This window comes from Niastella soli (genome assembly GCF_017742245.1).
GTDB lineage: Bacteria > Bacteroidota > Bacteroidia > Chitinophagales > Chitinophagaceae > Niastella > Niastella soli.
The window spans coordinates 756,471-781,847 of sequence record NZ_JAGHKO010000011.1 but is presented as its reverse complement, the minus strand read 5'-3'; the positions used below and the strand labels follow the sequence as shown (position 1 = coordinate 781,847).

The 25,377-nt window shown below is 44.2% G+C and carries 23 protein-coding genes and 1 tRNA gene; 10 read left to right on the top strand and 14 right to left on the bottom strand.

Features of this window, described 5'->3' with window-relative positions; translation table 11 throughout:
• Positions 1-39: 39 nt before the first annotated feature.
• The 5 genes from J7I42_RS28940 to J7I42_RS35650 form a co-directional block, all read right to left on the bottom strand.
• Complete coding sequence (locus J7I42_RS28940; RefSeq protein WP_209142821.1) at positions 40-2,472, bottom strand: mechanosensitive ion channel family protein; 2,433 nt, start codon at positions 2,470-2,472, stop codon at positions 40-42.
• 138 nt (positions 2,473-2,610) lie between these two features.
• Positions 2,611-2,919 (bottom strand): RNA recognition motif domain-containing protein, encoded by a 309-nt coding sequence (locus J7I42_RS28935; protein WP_209142818.1) that lies wholly within the window; start codon positions 2,917-2,919, stop codon positions 2,611-2,613.
• A 193-nt stretch (positions 2,920-3,112) separates the two neighbouring features.
• Positions 3,113-3,364, bottom strand: a complete 252-nt coding sequence (locus J7I42_RS28930; protein WP_209142816.1) for an RNA recognition motif domain-containing protein — start codon at positions 3,362-3,364, stop codon at positions 3,113-3,115.
• A gap of 20 nt (positions 3,365-3,384) precedes the next feature.
• Positions 3,385-3,669 carry a hypothetical protein gene (locus J7I42_RS28925; protein WP_209142814.1) on the bottom strand — a complete coding sequence of 95 codons (285 nt, stop codon included), beginning with the start codon at positions 3,667-3,669 and terminating at the stop codon, positions 3,385-3,387.
• A 43-nt stretch (positions 3,670-3,712) separates the two neighbouring features.
• The gene (locus J7I42_RS35650) at positions 3,713-4,162 is read right to left on the bottom strand and encodes a cold shock domain-containing protein (protein WP_317196270.1); all 450 of its coding nucleotides are present in this window, start codon (positions 4,160-4,162) and stop codon (positions 3,713-3,715) included.
• Positions 4,163-4,487: 325 nt separating this feature from the next.
• Between J7I42_RS35650 and J7I42_RS28915 the strand changes: the two genes are divergently transcribed.
• Positions 4,488-4,721, top strand: a complete 234-nt coding sequence (locus J7I42_RS28915; protein WP_209142812.1) for an RNA recognition motif domain-containing protein — start codon at positions 4,488-4,490, stop codon at positions 4,719-4,721.
• A gap of 1 nt (position 4,722) precedes the next feature.
• On the opposite strand, the gene J7I42_RS28910 is transcribed toward J7I42_RS28915, so the two are convergent.
• Positions 4,723-4,908, bottom strand: a complete 186-nt coding sequence (locus J7I42_RS28910; RefSeq protein ID WP_209142810.1) for a DUF3606 domain-containing protein — start codon at positions 4,906-4,908, stop codon at positions 4,723-4,725.
• A gap of 134 nt (positions 4,909-5,042) precedes the next feature.
• Between J7I42_RS28910 and J7I42_RS28905 the strand changes: the two genes are divergently transcribed.
• Positions 5,043-5,453 carry a response regulator gene (locus J7I42_RS28905; protein ID WP_209142808.1) on the top strand — a complete coding sequence of 137 codons (411 nt, stop codon included), beginning with the start codon at positions 5,043-5,045 and terminating at the stop codon, positions 5,451-5,453.
• On the opposite strand, the gene J7I42_RS28900 is transcribed toward J7I42_RS28905, so the two are convergent.
• A complete protein-coding gene (locus J7I42_RS28900; protein WP_209142806.1) occupies positions 5,450-7,081 on the bottom strand; it encodes a PAS domain S-box protein in 1,632 nt (543 codons plus the stop codon). The genes J7I42_RS28905 and J7I42_RS28900 overlap by 4 nt on opposite strands.
• 265 nt (positions 7,082-7,346) lie before the next feature.
• Between J7I42_RS28900 and J7I42_RS28895 the strand changes: the two genes are divergently transcribed.
• Positions 7,347-7,868, top strand: a complete 522-nt coding sequence (locus tag J7I42_RS28895; RefSeq protein ID WP_209142804.1) for a hypothetical protein — start codon at positions 7,347-7,349, stop codon at positions 7,866-7,868.
• Positions 7,869-7,896: 28 nt separating this feature from the next.
• On the opposite strand, the gene J7I42_RS28890 is transcribed toward J7I42_RS28895, so the two are convergent.
• Together J7I42_RS28890 and J7I42_RS28885 are read right to left on the bottom strand one after the other, a co-directional pair.
• Positions 7,897-8,292 carry a (R)-mandelonitrile lyase gene (locus J7I42_RS28890; RefSeq protein ID WP_209142802.1) on the bottom strand — a complete coding sequence of 132 codons (396 nt, stop codon included), beginning with the start codon at positions 8,290-8,292 and terminating at the stop codon, positions 7,897-7,899.
• A gap of 36 nt (positions 8,293-8,328) precedes the next feature.
• A complete protein-coding gene (locus J7I42_RS28885) occupies positions 8,329-9,420 on the bottom strand; it encodes a WG repeat-containing protein (RefSeq protein ID WP_209142800.1) in 1,092 nt (363 codons plus the stop codon).
• A 389-nt stretch (positions 9,421-9,809) separates the two neighbouring features.
• On the opposite strand from J7I42_RS28885, the gene J7I42_RS28880 reads away from it, so the two are divergent.
• Together J7I42_RS28880 and J7I42_RS28875 are read left to right on the top strand one after the other, a co-directional pair.
• A complete protein-coding gene (locus J7I42_RS28880) occupies positions 9,810-11,225 on the top strand; it encodes a sulfatase family protein (RefSeq protein WP_209142798.1) in 1,416 nt (471 codons plus the stop codon).
• 91 nt (positions 11,226-11,316) lie between these two features.
• Entirely contained in the window at positions 11,317-12,225 is a 909-nt protein-coding gene (locus tag J7I42_RS28875) for an ATP-grasp domain-containing protein (RefSeq protein WP_209142796.1), read from the top strand.
• Between the two features lie 54 nt (positions 12,226-12,279).
• Here the strand turns inward: J7I42_RS28875 and J7I42_RS28870 are convergent, their stop codons facing one another.
• The gene (locus tag J7I42_RS28870; RefSeq protein ID WP_209142794.1) at positions 12,280-13,494 is read right to left on the bottom strand and encodes an erythromycin esterase family protein; all 1,215 of its coding nucleotides are present in this window, start codon (positions 13,492-13,494) and stop codon (positions 12,280-12,282) included.
• 168 nt (positions 13,495-13,662) lie between these two features.
• On the opposite strand from J7I42_RS28870, the gene J7I42_RS28865 reads away from it, so the two are divergent.
• Positions 13,663-14,175 (top strand): hypothetical protein, encoded by a 513-nt coding sequence (locus J7I42_RS28865; RefSeq protein ID WP_209142792.1) that lies wholly within the window; start codon positions 13,663-13,665, stop codon positions 14,173-14,175.
• 15 nt (positions 14,176-14,190) lie between these two features.
• Here J7I42_RS28865 and J7I42_RS28860 read toward each other — a convergent pair whose 3' ends face one another.
• A complete protein-coding gene (locus J7I42_RS28860) occupies positions 14,191-14,898 on the bottom strand; it encodes a LytR/AlgR family response regulator transcription factor (protein WP_209142790.1) in 708 nt (235 codons plus the stop codon).
• Positions 14,895-16,490 (bottom strand): sensor histidine kinase, encoded by a 1,596-nt coding sequence (locus J7I42_RS28855; protein ID WP_209142788.1) that lies wholly within the window; start codon positions 16,488-16,490, stop codon positions 14,895-14,897. Before J7I42_RS28855 ends, J7I42_RS28860 begins: the two co-directional genes overlap by 4 nt.
• 109 nt (positions 16,491-16,599) lie before the next feature.
• Here J7I42_RS28855 and J7I42_RS28850 point away from each other — a divergent pair, with 109 nt between their 5' ends.
• The 3 genes from J7I42_RS28850 (at position 16,600) to J7I42_RS28840 (ending at position 23,367) form a co-directional block, all read left to right on the top strand.
• Positions 16,600-18,915 (top strand): TonB-dependent receptor domain-containing protein, encoded by a 2,316-nt coding sequence (locus J7I42_RS28850; RefSeq protein WP_209142786.1) that lies wholly within the window; start codon positions 16,600-16,602, stop codon positions 18,913-18,915.
• A gap of 81 nt (positions 18,916-18,996) precedes the next feature.
• Positions 18,997-19,614, top strand: coding sequence for a histidine phosphatase family protein (locus tag J7I42_RS28845; protein ID WP_209142784.1), 618 nt, complete (start codon positions 18,997-18,999; stop codon positions 19,612-19,614).
• A 960-nt stretch (positions 19,615-20,574) separates the two neighbouring features.
• Positions 20,575-23,367, top strand: a complete 2,793-nt coding sequence (locus J7I42_RS28840) for a bifunctional aconitate hydratase 2/2-methylisocitrate dehydratase (RefSeq protein WP_209142782.1) — start codon at positions 20,575-20,577, stop codon at positions 23,365-23,367.
• Between the two features lie 122 nt (positions 23,368-23,489).
• On the opposite strand, the gene J7I42_RS35765 is transcribed toward J7I42_RS28840, so the two are convergent.
• Both J7I42_RS35765 and J7I42_RS28830 read right to left on the bottom strand, forming a co-directional pair.
• Positions 23,490-23,744 carry a GIY-YIG nuclease family protein gene (locus J7I42_RS35765; protein ID WP_209142779.1) on the bottom strand — a complete coding sequence of 85 codons (255 nt, stop codon included), beginning with the start codon at positions 23,742-23,744 and terminating at the stop codon, positions 23,490-23,492.
• Between the two features lie 166 nt (positions 23,745-23,910).
• A tRNA-Val gene (locus tag J7I42_RS28830) sits at positions 23,911-23,985 on the bottom strand.
• Between the two features lie 183 nt (positions 23,986-24,168).
• Between J7I42_RS28830 and J7I42_RS28825 the strand changes: the two genes are divergently transcribed.
• Positions 24,169-25,218 (top strand): LacI family DNA-binding transcriptional regulator, encoded by a 1,050-nt coding sequence (locus J7I42_RS28825; RefSeq protein ID WP_209142777.1) that lies wholly within the window; start codon positions 24,169-24,171, stop codon positions 25,216-25,218.
• Positions 25,219-25,377: the final 159 nt, after the last annotated feature.

Here is a 25,377-nt window from a genome sequence, read left to right as displayed (position 1 = left end):
AGAACCAGAACGATGCTTTTATTTATAATAATTGCGATCTTATGCCATTTGTATTCCCTGTGCCTTCAGGTGTTGATACAATAACAAATTAATAGCGCTCTTTGCTTCCCCGGCCTTACTAATGTCAACGCACCAGAAATAAACCGTGAGGTCAAAACCATTATCGCGCACTTTGGTGAACAACACCGACGGTTCGCGGTTCTCATATACAAACCCTGAAGCCAGTATGGCTTTTTTAACGGTGTTTGTAACTACCTCCATATCATTATTGCCTGTAACGCTCAGGTTTAACTGAATTCGTTGCTGGGTATTGCTTAGCGTCCAGTTGGTGATCTGTTGCGATAACACATCCCCATTGGGAATGATCACTTCGGCGCCATCGCTGGTCATCAGGGTGCTCGACCGTAAACCAATTTCCCGTACGCGGCCCTGTTTATCGCCAATTTCCACCACATCGCCAATTTGGAGTGGCCGGTCGAAGATGAGGATAATACCAGACACAAAGTTGTTTACAATATTCTGCAAACCCAAACCAATACCTACACCCAGGGCGCCCAATACAATAGTGATCTTATCAACCGGCACACCAGAGGCTGCTACTGCCAGCAGGTAGCCCACACATAATAAAATAAGCCGTGCTATCAGTAACCGGGAACGTTGTCCTTTGTTGTGCATTTCATCATCTTCCCCACCACCAGTGTCACCAAAAAAGAAACCTACGTATTTCTGCAGCAGGTGCGCCAGCCAGATAATAAAGAAAAATAACAACACCCCGCCTAATGTAAAGGCCGCACTGCCAATAGTACGCGGCGTGGTGAGGAACACACTCAGGGCATCCAGTACCGATGTATAGATATTCAGGTTGGTAGTAAATACGATCAGCCACAGCACCACAGTCAGGAACAGAATGGGCCGGCGGAAACCGGAGAGCAATGGCAGGTAATTCAACCGCGTTTGTACATTACGGCGTAAGCGGCTGGCCACAATCTGTTGCAGAATGGCTTCCATGCATATTTTACTGAATACAGCCAAACCGATGGCCTGCGTAAAGGCAAAGATGGCGGCGCTGCCCAGGATCTGGGCCAGGGAAACCCGGCCAGCCATATTGCAGATCACACTCACCAGGTTCAGGATATTATGCAGATTGATCACAAACTTCAAAAAGCCGCGCATGGGCAGGTTCTGTTGTATTTGGGAAAGGAACAGCATACCAAACACTACAGATAATATATTCAGTAATATTAACCAGGTGCGTTGCCCCAAACCGGGATCAGCCATATGATGGGTGAAGGAAAAACAGATGTACAGTACTACCATCACTATCCAGTAAAGGAATAAACGGCGGGGCCATTTTTTCCAGCAGATAATGGTGAGTATAACCAGCATCAAAAATTGCATGGATTCAATATAAACTGAAGGTGCATGCAGATCGAACAGGGGCGCTACTGCAAACATCATAATAAAAGCAGCAACGATATAATTATGCGGCAGGTACTCGAATTCGAGATAACCGATATTGTCCATCGCATTCATCCGCTTCAGTGTTCTGATGTTGCGATAGAGCCAGATAAAGAACAACAAACCTATTAGCAGCAGGAACAATCGCTTATGGCCACTGTCCTTAAAATAATAATGTAATGCCTTACGCTCGCCATCGTACGCTTTGCCCATTGAGTTGCGGGCCGTACTGGAAAGCGTGGTGGTATCTTTTTCCCACAGGTAATTGTATTCCTTTCCAAATATGCGGGCAGTAGAGGTATTCAACAAGGTATTTACCTTATCGAGCAATTGGGAAGAAGTAAGTGAGTTGGAAGAAACATGTGTTTGCAACAAATTGATCGCTGCCAGACTGCCGCGTAATTTTTGAGTAGAACCACTGAATAATTCCCTCATACCTTTTAACTGAGGTTGAAACTGCGCGCGCAAAACCGAATCGCGCCACATTTGCCGCATTACGGTGTCCCCTACCAGGGTTTTCATGCTGTTACGCAGGTCAACCAGTTTACCTTCGGTACTATCCAGCAACTGGCGGTCTTCTCTACAACTGGCCTGTATATTTATCAACAGGGTCTTGAACACCTGCAAATTGCGCAGGTTAAGGGCGGCGCTGTTGTTGAGCACATTATCTTTTAATACCGCCAGCATAGAGTCGGTATCGGCCAGCCGTGATCTTAACAATTTAACCGGAAGGCCCAATTCACTTTTATTCCTGACATTGTTCAGGATCAGGTAAGTTTTTTCAATCTGTAATTGAAAATCGCTTGTGGTGAGTTTGGCCGAATCGGCAAACAGGTCTCTCAAAACGCTGTTCCTTCTAAACCGGCTTGTATCCTTGCGGGTGGTATCGTTTATGTTGAATTTCCGGCTGGAATCTGCCACATGTGGTGAACGAGGGGTATATTGCGCCCATGACGGATACGCAAACAACAGGCTAATGATCAGGATGGCCAGACGGCCAGGCGTGTTTTTCATCAATACAGGATTTTACGCCGCTAAGCTATAAAAAGAAATGGGAAATTTATAGTTATCAGGTTGATTTATAGCACTAAGGAACATAAAAAAACCCTGACGGTACCGTCAGGGTTCAATTTTTTATTATCGATCAATTCACTACCATTTACGTTTGTTATAGCCGCCATTATCGCTTTTAAAAGGACTATTGCCGAATGATCTGTCGGATTTAGGCCGGGCTTCTGAAACGCCTATTGATCTGTTATCAACACTCGTCTTATCCAACTGTTGCATTGCTTCCTGGGCGGCATTATCATCTTCCATTTCTACAAAACCAAAACCCCTGGACCGACCTGTTTCCCTGTCAGTAATCACCTTCGCTGAAGCAACAGCGCCAAAAGGTGTAAACAAATTCAACAACTCCTCATCCTGCACATTAAATGACAGGTTTGAAACATAAATCTTCATAACTAAAATTTTAAAATGATATCTGAGAAAGGCAAGCAATAAGGAAATAAAAGTGCAATAGCAGATTAATGACGTTTACTGATGCGAAGCTCAAACTAATACAATGAAGGTACGGCTTTTAATTGATAATTCATTTTTTATTCCTGTGGAGGTTCTTTTTCAAAAGGGACAACCAGCTAATACTAACTCAGAACTACCATTTGGGCGTCACAACATGTTCGCTCACAGAGATCTTTTTGCCATCTAACAACGTTTGGTGAAGCGATTCAATAGCCTGGCGGGCTTCACTATCGATAGGCATTTCAACCATTGCATTGCATCTTGAGCGCCCATTCAACTTATCTCTTAAAACTTCAGCAGAGACCACAATGCCAAATGGCGAAAATAACCTTCGCAGATCGCGATCAATGGTATTCAGACTTAAATTGTATACGTGTATATTCATGATTGTATTTTTGGGTAAGTTCAATTACTATAATACAAATACATGCCTCGTAACCAGTTAAAAACCGATAACTCGCTTTTTATTTCCCCGGGCAACTGGGTTGAGATAAGTTTTTCAATTTTACGACCATCGTTTACTGTTAGCTTGCCAAGTGATTGGCCGAAGTAATTGATGATGAACAAAACCTGGTTTCCATTGAATCTGTCGAAAATGCGACGGTCAGGTTCATTGTTCTGGACCGAATGGTTCAACCCGATCGTCCAGTTGTAATAAACATTATGCAGATGCTCTTTTAAAAATAACATGAACGATCTTTAAAAAGGTTGATAAAATTAGCAGACAGAACAATTATTTAACAAGCGTTACATTGGCTGCCTGTGGCCCTTTAGGGCCTCTCTCTATAAAAAATGTCACTTTATCATTTTCCTGGATCGATACTGACAAATCATTGACATGCACGAATATGCGTTCCCGTGTTTCGGCATCATTGATAAATCCAAACCCTTTATGGGTATTGAAAAAAGCAACAGTTCCATTTCTTGGCAACTCAACCGGCCTGTCTTCCAGTTTAGGTACGCTTACCTGCATATCTTCCTGCCGGAACGTTTTCTTTTTCTTTGGATCGGGCGGCGTATTGGTCAAATTGCCATTTTCATCCAGGTAAGCCATCATATCTTCCAGACTCTTGCTTTTTCCACTAGCTTTTCTTTCCTTCATCTTTTCCTTTTTTTCCTCTTGCTTTTTTATGCGATGTTTTTCGCGCTCTCTTTTTGCAAAGGTGTCTTGCGATCTTCCCATAATAATAAATTTAATGACTCCTAGGCAGGAATATTGTTTAACACACTACCCAATTATTTCAACCACATTGAAAAATGGGAGGAGTGATCTATCTTGAATGAATTGAGCAGGAACAGCTTATGATCTGCCTTACTAAGTGTTGTGAAGATTCAGAACAGGTGCAGGAGAAAAATAAGGTTACGAAGGTACTAATAATAAATTAGATTGCCATTAATAATAAGCGTAGCTTTAGAAAACTGGCTTTTTATTGTGTAATATCCTGCCTTCCAAAACTCTTGCCCATACACTATACCTGGTCAATATGTTAATCAGTAAATAAAATATAATGTATCTACTCATAACTAACCTGAACAGGTTTGCCACCACATCCCAGGTTGTAGCGCTTTTTTTTCCTTTTGGCTTTTTAACATCCGCCCAGATTATTTGCAATATTGAAAACGGCTTTTCAACAGGCGAAGCACTGGTTGAAATTGAATTTTCCGCAGGCCAGACAGCCATTAAGGCACTGAATAACCTTCGATTTATGAATTACTTTATCAAAGTGGAAGAAACGTTCTAGGTTATTTCTTCTTTTGTAAGTAAGCGATAATGTCTGCACGTAGAGGTCCCGCTTTTTCAATTGCTTCCCTGATCTCCTGATGAGATCGATCGGAAAACTGCCGATGCAGATATTCCACTTCACTGGGATCATTAGCATCAACCCTGATATCATCCTGCTTGCCTACGTTTTTCTTATTATCTGTCATAGTATATTGTTTTATTAAGTAGGAGAAAACTATGCCAACGGTAAAGCACAACCATGGAGGGGAAATTATTCCACACGGCGCCATTTTATCAGGAAGATATATACAGGTTCTAAAATTGCACAATTCTAAAAGCTATGGGAAAAAGTAAAGTAAATATACTTATGGCAGACGATGATGCCGAAGATATTGAACTGATTGAAGAAGCCATTTTAAATATAGAACCGGAAGCAACACTGCATAAGTTCCTCAATGGCCATTCAGCCATTGAATATTTGCATTCCGCCCCGGATGATGACCTTCCCTGCCTAATCATCCTGGATTACAACATGCCCGAACTAAAAGGCTCAGAAGTATTATCCTTTATGAAATCAAAAAAAAGGTACGCGACAATCCCCAAAGTGGTGTTAAGCACTTCCAATGCTTACATGCATCAGCATGAATGCCTGAATAACGGCGCATCAGAGTACATTGTAAAGCCCGATAATATGAAGGAACTGCTCGGGCTGGCAAAAAAGTTACTGACCTATTGCGGGCGGACCGCTTAATCGGCTGGCAGGAAGATGGAAAAGCAGGCGCCTTTACCTGGATCCCCCGTTGCCGTGATACCCCCTTTATAATTCTGTACTATTTTTTTACAAATGGCCAACCCTATCCCCGACCCTTTTGTATTGACAGAATTATTGAGCCGTTGAAAGATCTCGAAGATCCGGTCGGCATATTCGGGTTCGAAGCCAATTCCGTTATCTGTAACCGAGATCAGGTAATAATGTTTGTGTTTTTCCACACCAGGCGCCGGGATCTTATTCCCCTTCATTAATTCGGAGGTTATATGGATCTCCACATTCCGGTCGGGATGTTTGTATTTAAAGGAATTGTTGATCAGGTTAAAAAACAGTTGTTTCAACTGGAATGGGACGCCCTGTACAACCGGTAACTTTTCTGCGATCACCCTGCCTTTCTCTTCGCTGATCTCTTCTTTATGGGATTGTACTATTTCCTCTACGATTGCATTCAGGTCTACTGCTTCATAATCCTCGGCTTTTACTGTAGAACGGGAATACACCAACAGGTCCTCTATCAGGGCCTTCATTCGTTCGGCCGCTTTCAATGACCGGTTTAAATAGTCTCTTGACTTTTCATCCAACTGGTTCGAAGGCTGGTCGGCAATAAAATTCATATAAAGGTTAAGCTTGCGCAAAGGCTCTTTCAGGTCGTGCGAAGCAGCATATACAAATTGTTCCAGTTCCTTATTTTGAAACTCCAGTTGACTCATGTATTCTGTCATTTGATCTTCGGCCAATTTTCGTTCCGTAAGATCGCGGGTCACTTTGGTAAACCCAATGATCACTCCTTCATCGTTGTGTATGGCAGTAAGTACAATACTTCCCCAAAAAACAGTGCCGTTCTTTCTTTTACGCCAGCCTTCATGCAGCGCCTTCCCTGTACTTCTGGCCCTGTGCAGTAGTTGCATGGGCAGTCCTTTTTCCCGGTCTTCGGGCAGGTAAAACTCCTGAAAATTCTTGCCTATAATTTCCACTTCTTTATAGCCTTTTATTTTTTCAGCCCCTTTATTCCAGTTCATGATCGTTCCATTACTATCAAGCATCAGGATGGCATAATCTTCCACCTCTTCTACCATTTTATGGTACCGTTCTTCACTCTTCTTGAGTTCTTCGGTTTTCCTTACCAGGTCCTGGGTTTTCTTTTGCACCAGCTTCTCCAGCGAGGCAGCCAGTTCGCGTAACTTTTCTTCCCCTATTTTTTTACTCAGTCCTCGTTCTGCTTCTTTTTGTTGGGTAAGGTCCTCAAAACAAGCTACGGCGCCTGTCTGTTTATCATTGTCATCAAAAACCGGAACAATGTTTACTCTTATAAAAATTCGTGACAGGTTAGGCCGTTCCAGGATAAACTCCAGGTCTTTTTTAGGCAACCCGTCCTGCAGGCAGGCAGCTACCGGGTATTGATCATGCGGTATAAAAGTCCCATCAGTATGATATAATTTATAATCACCACTGTAGCGTTCATTCGCATCCCCTAATTGAGGCCGTCTGCCCCATAATTGTGCAGCCTGCTCATTATATCTTTTAATACTGCCGGTCATATCGCAAACACATACTGCAGTTGGTAAAAGCTCTACAACCTGGCTGTCAGAGATCCCGGATTGCTGTTCCATTTAAAAATTATTGGGGTTTATAAAACTTAAGAAACGCGAACACCAATACCTCTAATTCCCATGCCAGTAGCTAAAAGTTGAGCTAAGTGTTAGTCACTAAGGAGCAAAAAGGATAGTACCCCCGGCAAAAAATTAACTATCTTTTTAATGTGAACTTCAGTGGCGCTGCCCGGTACCGGCTTTCCCGGTATAAAAGCGTATTAAAAGCAATTCATTAACCAGTAGTGGCTTTTAACTTCCCGTAAAAGGACTTATCTTTATGGAGATGAAACGGACAATCCTTTTTGCCGCGATACTGATCTCCGCTGTGGTAGTTAAAGCCCAGGCGCCGTTGGGTTTTGGTTCCATGAACCAACCCTTCTTCAGGCATTATGGCCAGGTGGCCGACTCCAATACGCATCAAAAGAAATGGTTCCTTTCTAAATACGCTGGTATTTCCGCGGGCTATATGTTTTTTAATGGTGGTGGCGGGCCTTATTTATCAGCTCCCATGGGATTACAGCTTAACCGCCAGTTAAACAATAATGTGTACGCCTTCGCGGGCGTTTCTGTGGCGCCGGCCATTTTCAATTTCGGAAGTCCATTCACTCAACCTGGCTACAAGGCCAGCCCTTTCATGAACAATAACCGCTTTGGCGCTTATTCCTCGGCTTATATGGGGGTGATGTATGTGAACGACGAAAGAACATTTAGCATTTCCGGAAGTATTGGCGTTAGCAACTATTATGGACATTCACCTTACTATTCGCCCACTGCGCCTACGATAAAGAATTATCACCAACAATAAGCATTCGGGCAGACTAGCTTTTTCCGCTCTATTTGGAATATTGTTCCGCCGTTACTTTTTCCATCCATTCAACCACCTTTCCATTTAGATTTTCCTGTATGGCAATATGGGTCATGGCAGTAGTGGACGTAGCCCCATGCCAGTGTTTTTCGTTTGGTTCAAACCAAACCACATCCCCCGGATGGACCTCTATAACCGGGCCGCCTTCTTTTTGAACCCAACCACAACCAGCAGTAACAATTAATGTTTGTCCTAAAGGATGTGTGTGCCAGGCAGTACGAGCACCTGGTTCAAAGGTAACACTCGATGCCGCCCCTCGCCGGGTCTCATTTGCCTGAAATAATGGATCGATGCGTACGTCACCGGTAAACCAATCCGCCGGTCCTTTTACGGAAGCCTGTGAACCCACCTTTATAATTTCCATATACTGTAAGCTGTTTATTACTTCAATAATTTTCAATCAATTTGGTCCTGCGGCAGTGACCTGGTCATTTTTACCACCCCGCACGTCCCAGCGTTCTTCTTCATAATCATCGTTAAAGAATACCGTGCCGCCCTTATTTACCGTCCAACCTATTCCCCCCGCTTCCGCTACCCAGTCGTATTCTATCGGCACAACGATCTTGTTGTTGGCATCTACCACGCCCCATTTCACTCCCGTGGCGGTTAATTGTCCGGTGGTTTCATCAAAAAAGAAGGTAAAGTTACCCTGAGCTACTTTGAAAAAATGAGGGTTCACAAAGGCATCTACAAACGCGTATTCACACGGAATTTTAGTGGTACCATCAGGATAAATAATGCCCCATACGCCTTTATACTCACTCATACCGTTATCGTACCAGTCGAACTCCGTTTCCTGATATTGTCTGATCGCTTTGTACAAACCAGGCTCTGCCCTGCCGCCCATGTACGTATTGCTTGTAGCCAGGAATATGCGATCGTAGGGCAATGCATGCAATTCGTTGGAGGGAAAATGAAATGAAAAATACCGGTCAGCCAGGTCCTGCACTATAACCCTGTCGTTTTTAACGTTTGTGAAAATGTATTTGTATTTAAAATCGAGCAGGACGTTTTCGTTGACGTCTATAATGCCATAGCCTCCGCCTTGTTGTGCTTTGTATACGTCGCCCTGTAAATTAAATAATGACACATAGGAAGCGGCGATAAGGGTCTCCCCCCTGCTATCCAACAAACCCATGCAGTTATCCTTTAGCACCAACAATCGGCCACTATCATCTATCCGCACAGTGGAAACCCCGGGCACACTTACTCTTAACTGGCCGTTCACATCAAAAAAATAAAAGTTATTCTGATCACTCATCCAATGATCGTTTGTATAGGTCACCGCTTCAATATAATTCAACACGCGGTTAAAGCCGATCGAATGATAAACCGGTTCAACCAGCATAACAAACTCGCCATTAGCGGATTCCTTCAACACGCCCCATTTTTCGTGACTGTTTTTAAAGATGGTGATGCCATCATGCACCCGTTCGCTGTATACAACAGCGTATGTACTTACAACAGATGGCGGCAACAGGTTATATTTCATGGATCAGACTTTTGAGATGCCTGCAACAAAGGTATTTATCTTTCAAACAAATGAAGGGTGTTATCAGTATCCTTTACCCCCACCTTTTTCCCATGGGCCTGCGGCGCCTTCACCAGAAAATATTACTTATCCTTATCAGGAAAAGTATAAGGCCATTCCACCTGGAAAGTTTCGGTACCAGGGACTGCTTATTTCCTATTCCCACTTAGGGAAGGCCTTCAGCAAAGCCCCGCCTAATGTTCGATAAGTGTTCGGTTAGTGTTCGACTATCCCATATTGGGAAATACGGCAACCTGGGGCTACAAAATTGATACAAAAAGCTACAAAAATGGCACTAACAACCTCTTTTATCAAACGATATTGTGTTTCTAATCGATGAAGCCAATTATATGAATAAAAAACACTTTATACCATTGATAGCGCTGCTGACGCAATTGGGGTTGGTCATTCACCCGGCAAAGGGCAGCGATTCAACGGAGATCAGAAGGCCCGGTAGGCCGAATGTGGTTATTATCATGGCTGATGACCTGGACTCCCGCCAGTTGAGCTGTTATGGCGGGAAGAATATCAAAACAACCAATATCGACAATTTGGCCCATGAAGGAATGAAGTTTAACCAGATGATCGCATCTGAAGCCATGTGCGTACCTACCCGGGCCTCCTTGTTTACGGGGCTTTATCCGCTGCGGCATGGTTCTTATCAAAATCATAAAAGAGTATATGATAGTATAAAAAGTGTTTGTCACTATTTGGGCGACCTGGGTTACAAAGTGGCCCTGACCGGTAAAGATCACAGTACCAAACCGGCATCCGTATTTCCTTTTACATTCATCAAAGGGTTTGAACCCAATTGCGTATCGCCAACAGACGACTATTCGATGGATGGTATCCATACCTTCATAACGGACAAATCAAACAGTCCGTTTTGTCTGTTCATAATGAGTATTAATCCACATATGCCATGGACAATGGGCGACCCTTCGGAATTTAAAGCCGATCAACTGCAACTGCCACCCCATTGGGTAGATACAAAAGATACCCGCACCCAGTTTTGTAAATTCCTGGCTGAGGTGAGAAGACTGGATAATCAGGTAGGCGAGATAATGCAGTTATTAAAGGAAACCGGACAGGAGAAAAATACCATTTTTATTTTCCTGGGAGAACAAGGGCCTCAGTTCCCCGGCGGCAAATGGAACTTATATGATTACGGACAAAAAAGCGCTATGATCGTCCGTTGGCCAGGGGTGGTGAAACCCGGAACAGAATCAGACGCTATTGCTCAATATGAAGATATTACCCCTACCCTATGTGCCATTGCCGGCGGGAAGGTACCTGATAAAGTTGATGGAAAAGATTTTTTACCGGTAATCCTTGGTCAGCGTAAAGAAAACAGAGAGTACGCTTTCGGCGTTCATAATAATATACCGGAGGGTACTGCTTATCCCATTCGGTCGATCCGGGACAAAAGGTATAAACTGATCATGAACCTGGCCTTTGAAAGCAACTATTATAACCGGTTTATGATGAAACCCAATAATAAAAACAGCTATTGGAATTCGTGGATCGAAAAGGGAAATACTTCACCTGAGGCCAGCCGGTTAGTGACCAGGATCACCACCCGCCCGGCCGTTGAATTTTACGATCTGCAAAAAGACCCTTATGAATTGCATAATCTGGCCAACGATCCTGGTTATGCTAACAGGATAACCGCATATAATGCCCGGTTAAAGGAATGGATGCAACAACAAAAAGACGAAGGCGCATCTATAGACAAGGAATTTCAAAACCCGAAGAAGGAAAACTGATATATCGGAGAGCTATTGGTTTCCCGCAGAAAGTAGCGTATAATAGCGGAAATATTTATTGGTGGCAATTTAAACGCCCCAACGATTAACCATGAATATACTTTTTTGCGACAACCCATTTGATAATAAACCAACAGTAGAAACAGACTACGAGGTCGAATTTATTTCAGCCAAACAAAACGGTTTCACTACCCAGCTTTTTAGTTACGAGAGTTTGACAAAAGACAAAGATGCTGAATATGCAACCAGGCGGATAAAGCACAGCAACACCTTGCAAAAAATAATTTACCGGGGGTGGATGTTAAAGCCAAATCAATATACACTACTCTACAACACTCTTCTAACAAAGAATTTTCAGCTGATAAATTCACCAACTGAATATCAAAACTGCCATTATTTACCTGACAGTTACAAATTCATAAGTGCATATACCCCAAAAACAACCTGGTTGACGGTCGAAAATGCTCAAGTGAATTACGACGAGGTATTTAAAAACATTGCCATATTTGGAAATTCGCCTTTAATTGTAAAAGACTTTGTAAAATCACAAAAACATTACTGGGACACCGCTTGCTTTATTCCATCGGCAACGGAAAAGAACAATGTAATATCCGTTGTTCAAAAATTTGTAGCGTTACAAAATACAGATCTTAATGAAGGGCTTGTATTTAGAGAGTTTATAGAATTAAATGACTTAACAACTCATTCTAAAAGCGGAATGCCATTAAAACAAGAGTACCGTTTATTCTTTTTAAATAAACAATTACTGAATTGTTACAACTATTGGGAAGAAGGCGAATATTCAACAGACGAACATCCGCCATTAGACCTATTCATGGGCATTGCTAAAAACATTGAAAGCAATTTCTTTTCCATGGATATTGCCAAGACAAATCAGGGCAAGTGGGTCGTTATTGAGTTAGGCGATGGACAAGTAGCAGGGCTTCCGGATAAGGGCGACCCGCTTGAATTTTACGAGCTCATTCGACAACATTGTTAATGGTAGGCTGTAAAGCGACTAACAATGTCGCCTCCTACTTTCGGTTGCCCTGTTTTATCGTAGATATTCCGGCGCATTGGTATTTTTTATGAAAATATAGCCATCGAATAATGCGGGTAATTTTACCTCATCAGTATATGAAATGCGTTGAGGGGGGCCATAGCCAACCTGGCGTAGGGGCAGAGACGTATTCTCGGCTTTCGAGTTACGCAGATCGATAAAAAACGAAGGCATATTCATTTGTACGAAATAGTCATCCCAACTGTTTTTCTTAGTTGCCGGCAATTTATACGTATTCATGATATTTATCCGGGTATCGAACCTGTCTTTGGTCCCGGCATATTTTCCATTTGCGGTCCCCATCCCCAGCGCATAATAATCGGTAACCAGCTGTTTTATGTGTCCCCCGCAACCACCTACCATATTATTTTTGTAAGGGGACTGTAATGCCAAATGGACCGCATGCGCCCAAACGATCATCTTATTATTCTCAGCTAAGTTTACAGCCATAAGAGCCATACCCTTGTCTCTGCCACCTCCTGAACCCCAGCATTTACCATTTAGAAGCGCAGATTGAAGCAAATTTGAAACAGGAAGATTATTAGTTTTTATAATACTGTCAATCTGCAATAATTTTGATCTTATACTTCTTATTTTAGTGCCGAAATCATTCCTGTTTTCGATTTTCATTTGATTATCCCACACAGAATCGAAGTATAAAGCATCTTTGTATAAGTCTCCGGATAATAAGTTCAGCTGTTCCAGATGTAGCTTTTTTGATTCACTGCCAATTACCTTTGCCATATTAGCCAGATAATTAAAATCCATTCCGGCAATAGAAACTTTTTCGGAATTGTTTTTATTAAACGTCCTTACCCATTCAAAAAACTCTTCCAGTTCCCTGGTTTGCCAAAGAGCAATCAGGTATTTTTTCATCCCTTCTTTTACGGATTCCCCTGAATTGAGCCACTGGTTAAAATAATAACTATCGCCAAATGCGTTCTCAAAACAAATAACCCTAAATCCTTTCTTTTCTATCAGCTCTTTTATAAGAGCGATCCGAATTTCACCAAATTCTCTTGTACCATGAGTGCCTTCGCCAAGACCCACTATCTTATATGCACCCATATCGTTGATCAGTGGTTGAAACTGAGCAATTGATACGCTACCGTCCAGGTTTAATGGCAGGATATTTTTCTCCAATTCAACCTGAGCAAACAAACAAAAGGATAAACATACAAGAGAGAATAAAAGAGCAAGTCGTTTCATTTTTTGTATTTGAGGTGCCAGAAACCAATATACGAAATTTTATAGTGGCCCTGGTTGTCCCTGGTGAAGAAATGGCTATAATTATTGACACGCCTTTATGTAATTCTCAAGCCTTTTGCATCTTGATACTACTTTAACCAATCAAGCCACTTATTTAATAACACTTAAATGAAGATGTGTAAAACGACAATTATCATACTATCACTGCTCTTCTTTTCCCAAACCGATTTATTCGGACAACAAACAAATGCCAGGACAAATGCAATAAACATTTATACTTATCAACTAGATACAACCAAAAGCGATACAAATACAATTACTTTTCAATTTGACACTATTCAAGTGACAGCTCAAGTTCAAAAGAACAGGATTAGTGCTACATGCTTTTTTAAGCAAAGCAAAAGTTTGCTGACAATTAACTTTTATTCAAGAGACAATAAATTAGTTTCTGTAAAAGCCAGGGAGCAAAGTCCTATAATGAATGATATGTTTTCTATGTCAATTTTTTATTATGATAACGGAAAACTATTTGACGAAAATTATTTTAGCACGATCCGACCTTGTATGGCAATTCCAGTGGGCATAAGCGTTTATGAACTGTATGGTTACAATCCAAATTTGAATGCCGGATTTCTAAAGAAATTTGTATTGCAGCTCTACGACAAAATAAAAGCTGCTTAATATGGCTTATCCCCTTCAGGTAGCCTTTAACCGTTCGCACAAGGCTTTATAACGTGAACGCCCTACTGGTAACAGGTTGCCGTTCTTTAGCTGCATGGCATATTTGCCGCCGGGTCCAATGATCAGCTTTTCCGCGCCCGCCCAACGAATGATGTGCGAACGATGGATGCGTACAAAATCTTTTGCCGGGAGTATGCGCTCCAGCGCATCCAGGCTTTTGTCGTGCAGTGCAACTGTACCATTCTGTAAATGCAGTTCACTGTAAATGCCGGCCGCTTCTATACAGGTAACCTCGGCAACATCTATAAAACGGATCAGTCCGCTGTTTCGAATAGCCAGGAATTTTAGTTGGTTTTCCGAAAGGACCGGCGCTGCCGTCAACCTGCCAAACGCCTGAAAAAGCCGTTCTTCGTCAAAAGGCTTGGGCACAAAGTCAAGTACGCCATAAGCAAAAGCGGTAATGGCTTTTTCCGTATAAGCAGATACGATGATGGTCTGGAACGAACGGGCCACCATTGCTTCCAGTACCTGAAAGCCATCTTCACCATTCAGGTTCAGGTCCAATAACAGCAAATTCACAGGATGTTGATTCAGGTGCTTTAAACCGGTCTCCAGGTCGTCGCAGAGCATAATGCCTGCCGATTGCTGTTCAAAGTACTGAGCCGTCATCCGGGCCAGTCGCCGCGCAATGCGCATTTCGTCTTCAATGATCAGGATGTTCATAAACCGATCTGTATTTGGTTACGCCAGCCGCCATCATAGCATGCCGCTTCAAATTGCCAATTATCCCGATAGCTTTCGGTTAATCTGGCTTTTACATATTTAAACCCATTGCCGCCTGAAGTATTGCCGGCCGGGCGGCTCTTTCCCAGGCAATCCAGTACATAATGTTTAAAGCCGTCTGCCCGGTAAAATTGCAGGTGGAAACGCAGGCTGTTTTCGGTGGGAAGGTTATGGGTGATGCCGTTTTCCACCAGGGTTAGCAATACTGCCGGCGGTATGGTTTCGGTCTCATCAACACCTTCTTCCGTCCATACATAGTTCACTTCCTTGCGGAACTGCATTACCTCTAAATGGCGCTTACACAAATCGATCTCCTGCCGGATGGGCACCAGTGATGCTTCAGACATTTCCATCATCAGGTCAAATTCGCCGGAAAGCGCCTTGATCATCTTGACGCCCTCGGCTGGTGTTTCTTCTATCCAATCCATCAGCGAGGTCAGCGTGTTCCGTAGAAAGTGCGGCTGGATGTTCTTCTTAACCAGTTCGAGTTGCAGGCGGGAGGACAATAACTGCGATTCCCGGTGCGCCAGTTCCAGTTGCCGGGACGCGTTGGTTTGCAGGTATAAGATACATAACAAAATGATCGTAAAAGCGATGTACAGCGAAAAGTCATAGTACATGTACCGGCTGATCAGCATCGATAACAAGAGTCCCTGCAGCACCAGCAGGCTCCCTTTGCGCTTTTTGATGCATGCATAAATTACCACCAGTACGGAACTGATCCACCAGGTCAGGCTGTATAAATGAGCGGTGTGGTCGTAGTGCCCGTAATTGAAAACGTAAATAAAGAGCAGCACGCTGGCCAGGAGGGCGGTTAGCAACGCCGGCCTGGGCAGTTTAAAGTGGATAATGAAATAAAAAGGAATAAGTACTGCAATGGCAAAAGTAAGCCAACCTACCAGGCTTAATCGCCAATAAAAACGAGTATAGGGAATGTCAATGGTAAACTTGATATACTCCATAACCAGCAGGGCAAAGAAAAGGATACAGATCAACGCGAACAATAGTGTGGTCTTGGTCTTTGCCTGGCTGTTCAGGTACAGAAAAACGTAATAAAAGGCAGCGATCAGAAAAGCGCCGGCCATCAGGTTCACAAAAGCCAGGTCAATCAGCGGGCGGCGCAACAAGCCCAGGTAGCTTTCCGGCTTGACCATGACCGAACGCCCCATTTCATTCAGATGGACTTGCGTTCCCTTCAGCTCTACCACATGTTTGCCCAGGCCGGAAAGCGCATCGGGCACCTGGTAATAACTGGTTTCAGTACCGGGCGCCTCAGCCCGTGTGGGCGTGCCCGGTATGCCGTTCTGTCCTAAACGGGTACCATCCCAAAAAACCTCGAACGCGCCAAAACTATGCACCTTTACACCCAGTGGTGTTGTAAAATGCTTTTCCTTCAGGTCAATATTCACCCGTGCATACAGGCTGTTGTTGACCGGTGGGGCAATCCGGGCCTCGCTGGCATCATACCTGATATCCGGTTCACTGCAGGCCGACAGTAAAAACAGCATAGCGATCAATAACCATTTTTGCATAAGATAAAGGTACGCCGGTTTTGCAACGATACAGTGTAGTTGGCAAGTCCATAGTGCAGTTCACATACCCCGAATTGCAGGCGCCATTACATCGGTCTACACTTGCAACATGAAAATTTATACATCCCTGTTATTGTTATGTATCCTTGTTCAGCCAATTACTAATGCTTATGCGCAAACCGTTAGCGGCAAACTGGCCGATACAACCGGTGGTACACCCCTGCCTTACGCAACGGTCAGTTTGCTGGATAGTTTGGGCAAACCGGTATCCGGCGTCATAACAAAAGACGACGGGGCATTTGTTGTCGGCCCCGTCAAGCCTGGCAAATACACTTTACAATGTCGCATGATCGGCTACCAGCAACTAAGCCAAAAGCTACAGCTGTCCGCCAGGCAGCACGCTGTGCTTGGTACATTGTACCTGCTGCCGGATAACAGGTTGTTAAAGGAAGTGGCCGTGACTGGCGATAAACCGGCATTGGTGTTGTTGCCCGACAAAAAAGTGTTCGAGGTGGGTAAGGATGTGCTTTCACAGAACGGTTCGGTAAGCGATGTGCTGAACGGCATTCCGTCCGTCAATGTTAGTCCGCAAGGCCAGGTGACGTTGAGGGGCAACCCGGGGGTTATCGTGTTGATCAATGGCCGCCGGTCGGGACTTGTGCAGGGCAATGCGCTGGAGCAATTGCAGGCCGGACAGGTGGAACGTGTAGAGGTGATCAGCAGCCCTTCGGCGCGCTATGATGCGTCTGGTACCGGCGGGGTGATCAACATCATCCTGAAAAAGAACAGGAAGACCGGTTTTAACGGCCAGGTGCAGGTAATGGCCGGTGTACCTAATGATACCCGCCTCAATCCGAGCCTGAACTATAAATCAGAAAAGTTCAATTTCTTTTCAACGCTGGGTTTGCGCAAGTCGGATTATAAGGGGCTGTATGCCAGCGACCAGCTAACCCAATTAACGTCGGTGGCCATGCGCCAGCATGAAAACCGGCACGATGACGGTAAAATGCTTTACACCGGCATAGACTACCAGTTGAGTGAAAAGCGATCTATGACGGTAGCTTACCTTCGGAACAGTACACACGACCATGACAAGACCGGGCTGGATTACAACTACGGCAAAACTTCCACGGACAGTACCTTAAAAAGAAACGGTGAATCGAGGGAGCGGCGCAGCTATAGTCAGCTGGAATACAATTACACCCAAACCTTCGCCAGGCCAAAAAAAAAGTGGACAATTGACCTGCAATACGATTGGTGGAACAGTATTAAAGACTGGCAACTATTGACTGATAAAGTGCTTCCGGAAGCTGTATCGTACCCTGCCATAACCACCCGTACGGGCGAGGCAAACCGCGACCTGCTTTCGCAAAGCGACTGGGTACAGCCCTTAAATGCCAAAGACCTGCAACTGGAAGCCGGTCTGAAAACCGAGCACCGCAGCGTGAACTATAATTTCCTAATAGCACCGGGGCCGCCAAACGAATTGCGTTACCGCGAAAGCATACAGGGCGCCTATACGCAGTTAAGTAATAAACATGGTAAATGGAGTTACCTTGTTGGGCTGCGTGCTGAACTGACCGGCATACGCATCAACAACGACATCCGCAAAAGCTACGCCTGGTTCTTTCCGACTGCCCACCTGAACTATGCATTAAAACCTGATCTTACCTTGCAGGCACATTACAGCACCCGCATCCGCCGGCCTTCCCTGTACTCATTATCCCCGTTCGCTGAACTGACTGACCTGACCTCCCGGAATACCGGCAATCCAAACCTCAATCCTTCTTATGCGCAAGTATTTGAATTGGGCATGCTCAGGCGAACGGCCCGTTTTACGATCAACCCAACCTTCTTCTTTCAGCATATAGGAACGCCTACAGCAGATTATACCTACCGCAATGCAGAAGGCATTTACACTACCCTGCCGGTTAACCTTGCCAGTGAACAGCGTGGTGGCGTGGAACTGAATGTGATGTGGAACCCGGTAAAAGCCCTGCAATTAAATGCGGATTTCAATGTTTACCGTTTCCGGCAGACCGGTAAGTACAACGGTTTTGACTTTGCGTTTTCAGGAGGTTCGTCTGGTGGGCGGCTGACTGCTCAGGTTAAGCTGCCATGGGCCACAGGCTTTCAAACCCGGTATTATTACAACGGTCCGGTGGCTACCGCACAAAGCCGCTTGCAAGCGCTGCACTGGACAGATCTTGGCCTGAGCAAAAAACTGTTCAATGACCGGTTGTCCCTCGCGCTGGATGTCACCAATGTCCTGGACACCCGACGCTACCGCACTACGGTAACAGACCCGGATTATAGCCTTGTCTCCATGAGCCGTTTCAACGGCGCGCGTTTCCGCTTAAGCCTGACCTGTAAGATAGGTAACAATGGTGTGGTGCGGCAGGCAAAGACCGGTAACAGGAACTAATGGTTTTATTTAAGAGAGGATAAAGAATGGATTTGTTGTTGGTGCTTAATCTTATCTTGCGGGGCTTAAAGGAAATAGAATATGGATAAAGAGCTGTATATCATCAGGCATGGGGAAACCGATTACAACAGGTTGGGCATTGTACAGGGAAGAGGCGTAAATACTGATCTTAATGATCTGGGAAGAGAGCAGGGAAAGGCATTTTACCAGTATTATAAACATGTGCCTTTTGATAAGGTATATACATCCGCCCTTAAGCGTACTCACCAAACAGTAAAAAATTTTTTAGAAGAAGGTATTCCGTGGGAGCTATTGCCGGGGCTTGATGAACTGTCTTTTGGTATTTGGGAGGGGAATGAAAGTAAAGAAGATTGGCTGAGTGCATTCCACGAAATGAAAAATTACTGGCAGAGCGGACAATGTGACTTGTCCTTTGAAAAAGGCGAAAGCCCCAATCAGGTTTCCGAACGCCTTCAGGAAGCGCTGGACGTTATCCTTTCCAGGCCAACTGAAAAGCGGGTGCTTATCTGTATGCACGGGCGCTCATTGCTGGTATTGTTGTGCATGCTCAGTCAATCACCTATCAGTTGTATGGCAAACTTCAACCATAGCAATACTTGTCTTTATCGCGTATCTTATTTTAATGGCAGGTTCAGTATCCTGGAAGCAAATGATGTCCGTCATCTGACCAATTCCTAAAAGCTCTCCACAATTAGCTTTAACCTTACCCGGCCGCGTCCCCCAGTTGGATATCAGGTTGAAAAGTTGAGGGATTTAAATACAACCGTTTAATATGGCTTCGAGTATTATCGTTTGGTATTTCTTTCCGCCTTCCCTTGGGGGAATACCTGCTTTTCTTTAGTAAAGCATAATAAAAGCCCGGCAAGACCCTAGTCAGATCCTGGTGATATATATCACTTATATACTACATATCCCACCAAACGGCAAGGAATACCCCTCCGATATGCCACTGAGCAGTGGCCTTTTAGTGGCGTTTTGGTGGCGTTTCAGTGGCGTTTTTAGGCGGGAAATGGCCTGTAGGACTACATCTGGAGAGAATCTGACCAGAAGTAAACTGGAGGATGACCAGGACTGCACTACTAGTCAGCCTCGTCATTATATTGTTTTACACCTCTGCCGGTAGCACCTAATCGATAATAAGCCTAAAAGGCCTCTGGTTGCGCCAAATGGAGTGGTTTCTTGTTAAGGAAAAATAAGGGACAGAATGGCTTCTTATAATGCTACAGGCAGGTTGTGCCAGGACAGTAGGGGCGGACGGGATGCGCTGAACCAAATGAGCTAAACTAATAACAATAAAAAAGGCCTCCGATTTATTGGATACCTTTCTTCTGTGGAGTCTGCCGGCAAATTGTTGAACCAAATAAAGGGACCGCTCATACGCGTTTTTAAACTTAAGTCGTTAGCAGACAAATACTTGCAGAACAATTAGTAATTGTCTTTTTCAGGATTAGACAACACACAAACGGTTGTCTCAAAAAATTATACATACAAAGAAGCTGTAATCTCGGCATCATCGGTAAATTTGCCCCCGAAAATTCACTTACATGCATAAAATAACTATTTAATGGAGAATCTGTTGTTAAATGGAATCTTCTTTAGATCGCTATGAATGTCATGGACATAAAAAAAGAAAATCATATGAGCCGTTACAATGAGTACCTTAAGGAAATTGAAGAAAGAAAAAGTCAGGATCTTCATCCGAAGCCGATCGATGGCGGCGAATTACTAAGTGAAATCATCGCGCAAATTAGAGATCTCAAAAATGTACACAGAAAAGATTCTCTCAATACCTTTATTTACAATGTTTTGCCCGGAACTACGAGTGCTGCCGGAGTAAAAGCTAAGTTTTTAAAAGAAATCATTCTTGGCACATCCAAAGTTGAAGAAATTACCCCTGCTTTTGCTTTTGAGCTGTTATCCCACATGAAGGGTGGTACTTCAATTGAGGTGTTGCTTGATCTGGCGCTGGGGAATGACGCTTCTATTGCAAAAGAAGCTGCAAAAGTGCTTAAAACACAGGTATTCCTCTATGATGCTGATACAGACCGCCTGAAAGAGGCATTCAAAAACGAAAATCCAATAGCTAAAGATATACTTGAAAGTTACGCTCAGGCTGAGTTTTTCACAAAACTGCCCGATGTGCCTGAAGAAATTAAAATAGTGACTTTTATAGCCGGCGAAGGTGATATTTCTACTGATTTGCTCTCTCCGGGCAACCAGGCGCACTCACGTTCAGATCGTGAATTGCATGGTAAATGTATGATTACCCCCCAGGCCCAAGCCGAGATCAGAGCGCTGCAGGCACAACATCCCGACAAAAGCGTGATGCTGATTTCTGAGAAAGGCACTATGGGTGTGGGTTCATCAAGAATGTCTGGCGTTAATAACGTGGCGCTTTGGACGGGCAGACAGGCAAGTCCTTATGTTCCATTTGTAAATATTGCCCCTATTGTGGGCGGTACAAACGGAATTTCTCCCATTTTCCTTACCACAGTTGACGTTACCGGCGGAATTGGTATTGACCTCAAAAACTGGGTGAAAAAGACAGACGCCAATGGCAAGATCGTTCGCAATGAAAATAACGAACCTATTCTTGAGCAGGTTTATTCCGTTGCTACCGGCACCGTGCTTACGATCAACACAAAGAAGAAGAAACTTTATAATGGCGATAAGGAACTGATCGATATTTCCAAGGCGCTTACGCCGCAGAAAATGGAATTCATCAAAGCTGGAGGATCATATGCTATCGTATTCGGTAAAAAGATCCAGACCATTGCGGCCAAACTGCTCGGCATTGATATTCCCCCGGTTTTTGCTCCTTCAAAAGAAATTTCTCACGAAGGGCAGGGTCTTACAGCTGTTGAGAAGATCTTTAACAGAAATGCTGTTGGAACTACCCCAGGTAAAGTATTACACGCTGGTTCAGATGTTCGCGTAGAAGTGAACATCGTAGGTTCTCAGGATACCACCGGTTTGATGACTGCTCAGGAACTGGAATCTATGGCAGCCACTGTTATTTCACCAATAGTTGACGGTGCTTATCAATCAGGTTGTCACACCGCTTCGGTTTGGGATAAGAAAGCGCAGGCAAATATTCCAAAGCTCATGAAGTTCATGAATGAGTTTGGACTTATTACTGCCCGTGACCCCAAGGGCGAATATCATTCAATGACCGATGTAATTCACAAAGTACTCAACGATATTACGGTTGACGAGTGGGCTATCATCATTGGTGGTGACTCACATACAAGGATGTCGAAAGGTGTTGCGTTTGGCGCTGACTCGGGTACAGTTGCGCTGGCACTGGCAACCGGTGAAGCATCTATGCCCATTCCGGAATCTGTGAAAGTAACCTTCAAAGGAGAAATGAAGGACCACATGGATTTCCGAGATGTAGTACACGCTACGCAGGCGCAAATGCTGCAGAAATTTGGCGGTGAGAACGTTTTCCAGGGCCGTATCATTGAAGTACATATCGGAACACTTCCTGCTGATCAGGCATTTACCTTTACAGACTGGACGGCAGAGATGAAAGCAAAAGCTTCTATCTGTATTTCTGAAGACGACACCCTAATTCAATCACTGGAAATTGCGAAAGGCAGGATTCAGATCATGATTGACAAGGGCATGGATAACAGCCGGCAGGTTCTTCAGGGTTTGATCAATAGAGCAGATAAAAGGATCGCAGAGATTAAATCAGGTGAAAAACCCGCGTTAACACCAGATGCAAATGCTAAATATTATGCTGAAGTGGTAATTGACCTGGATGTGATCGCTGAACCAATGATCGCCGACCCAGACGTTAATAATGCAGACGTTTCTAAAAGATATACCCACGATACCATTCGCGCGCTCTCTTACTATGGTGGCGAGAAAAAAGTGGACCTTGGTTTCGTTGGCTCCTGCATGGTACACAAGGGCGATTTGAAAATCGTTTCCCAAATGCTCAAAAATCTGGAAAAACAACAAGGTAAAGTTGAGTTCCGTGCTCCGCTTGTAGTGGCAGCTCCAACTTACAATATCATTGATGAGCTTCAGGCCGAAGGCGACTGGGAAATACTGCAGAAATATTCTGGTTTTGAATTCAATGATAATGCTCCCAAAGGCGCAGCACGTACTGAATACGAAAATATGATGTACCTCGAGCGTCCGGGTTGTAACCTTTGTATGGGTAACCAGGAAAAAGCGGCTAAAGGCGATACCGTTATGGCAACCTCTACCCGTCTTTTCCAGGGAAGAGTAGTTGAAGATTCTGAGCGCAAAAAAGGAGAATCCCTTCTTGCCTCTACACCTGTGGTCGTTCTTTCTGCAATCCTTGGAAGAATTCCAAATATGAACGAATACAAAGCCGCAGTAGCAGGTATCGATCTGACGAAGTTCGCACCTCCGCTGAAGAACTTAACTACAAGCAAAGACAGTCTTACATATTAGTATTATAACCCGTAAAACGGATTTATTATATTTATGCTGCGGGAGAAAAAAACTCCTGCAGCATTTTTTGTTTAGACCCGGCACGATCGCCGAAAAGAGCTATTGAATCAACTGAAATAAGTTTATAGCCTGGAGCTAATTAGCAATTCAATCTTCTTACGACTTTTCCATGCTTTGATTTCCCGCTCACATTGATAGGCTGCAGTTTTTGTTGAGCAGACTTCGGTATAAACAATAACCCAGTCTCCAGTTTTACCAGTAAATCCCTTATGATCTGAATTGTTCTTTCTTAGTCGTTCTTGTAAGTCATCGCCGGTGTGCCCGATGCAGTAACGGTCACGTGTAGAAGAGTATAATATGTAAACGTTGAAGGACATAAAAAAAGGCTCACTAATCAGTGACCCTTTTCCATTCTGTGGGAGTTGATCCCGCTGCGCGGGAAACCGCCGACCCTCCCGATTGTAAATCGGGATGCGCTGAACCCAATATGCTAAACTAATAACAATAAAAAAGGCCTCCGTTTTATTGGAGGCCTTTTTTCTGTGGGAGTTGACGGGCTCGAACCGCCGACCCTCTGCTTGTAAGGCAGATGCTCTGAACCAACTGAGCTAAACTCCCTTTATGATTTTCATCTGAACTAAACGCCCTTGATTATCATTGGGGTTGCAAAAGTAAGGTTCCATTTTGTAATTACACACTTTTGGCAAACTTTTTTTTCAATTTTATCTTATCCTCCTTTACCACTTCCATTTTTTTATTCAAAAAAAGCTCTTTTTCTTTGACAAACATCACACAGTTACAATGGCCGAAAACCGGGAAGTAACGATATACGATATTGCCAAGCACCTCAATATTTCCGCTGCAACTGTTAGCAGAGGCTTGAAAAACAGTCCCGCTGTTAGCAAAAACACCCGTAAAAAGATTGCGGAGGTCGCATTGGAATTAGGTTACCAATCCAACACGTTTGCCAGCAGTCTTCGCAGTAAAACCACCAAAACACTTGGGGTGCTCGTACCCAGACTAAACAGCCATTTCATGTCCTCTGTACTCGCTGGTATGGAGAAGGCGGCCAACAAACATGGGTATAACCTGATCATTGCCCAATCGCTGGAAGAGGCAGAAAACGAAAAGCAGAATGCAGATACCATGTTTAACAAACGGGTCGACGGGTTACTGATCTCCCTCGCCTACGATACCCGCAACATCAATCACCTGGAACCCTTTTTCAAACGAAACATCCCAGTGGTATTCTTCGACCGGGTGTATTCTCATCCGTCCAGCATTTCTGTGGTCATCAATAACTACGACGCCGCTTATAAGATCACGAAACACCTGATAGACCAGGGTTGTCAACGGATCATGCACATTGGCGGTAACCTGCTCCGGAATGTATATAAAGACCGCTTTGACGGGTACCGGCAGGCACTTAAAGACCATGACCTGCCTTTTCAGGACAAGATGCATCTCATAAGCGAGCTGTCGGAAAAAGACGGTACAGCAGCCGCAAAGCATATTCTGAGCATGCCAGCTGCCAAACGGCCTGACGCGGTATTCTCAGCCAATGACACCTCCGCCGTTTATTGTATGATGGCGCTAAAAGCAGCCGGGTTTCACATTCCTCACGATGTAGCTTTTGCCGGTTTCAATAACGACCCCATCAGTAAGGTCATTGAGCCCAACCTCACTACGGTCGACTATGCAGGCGAGACCATGGGCAACATCGCCGTCACCAACCTCATCAACCACCTCCAAGGCACCGGTAATTTGTACAGCACCAACTCCATCACTCTGCGGGCCGACCTCATAATCAGGGCTTCATCGCTGAAAAACGAGGTGCAAAAGACGAAATAGCTGTTGGATGGAATGGATAGGGCTTCGCGTTTTGAAAGTGCCCCTGGAAGTGATCTCTAAAAGTAGATAAAAATATCATATATATTATAAACCTACCCGGCTACCGGTTAGGCTTATTGTTAAATGGCAACTATTCTTTCAAACCTTCAGTAAATGCCT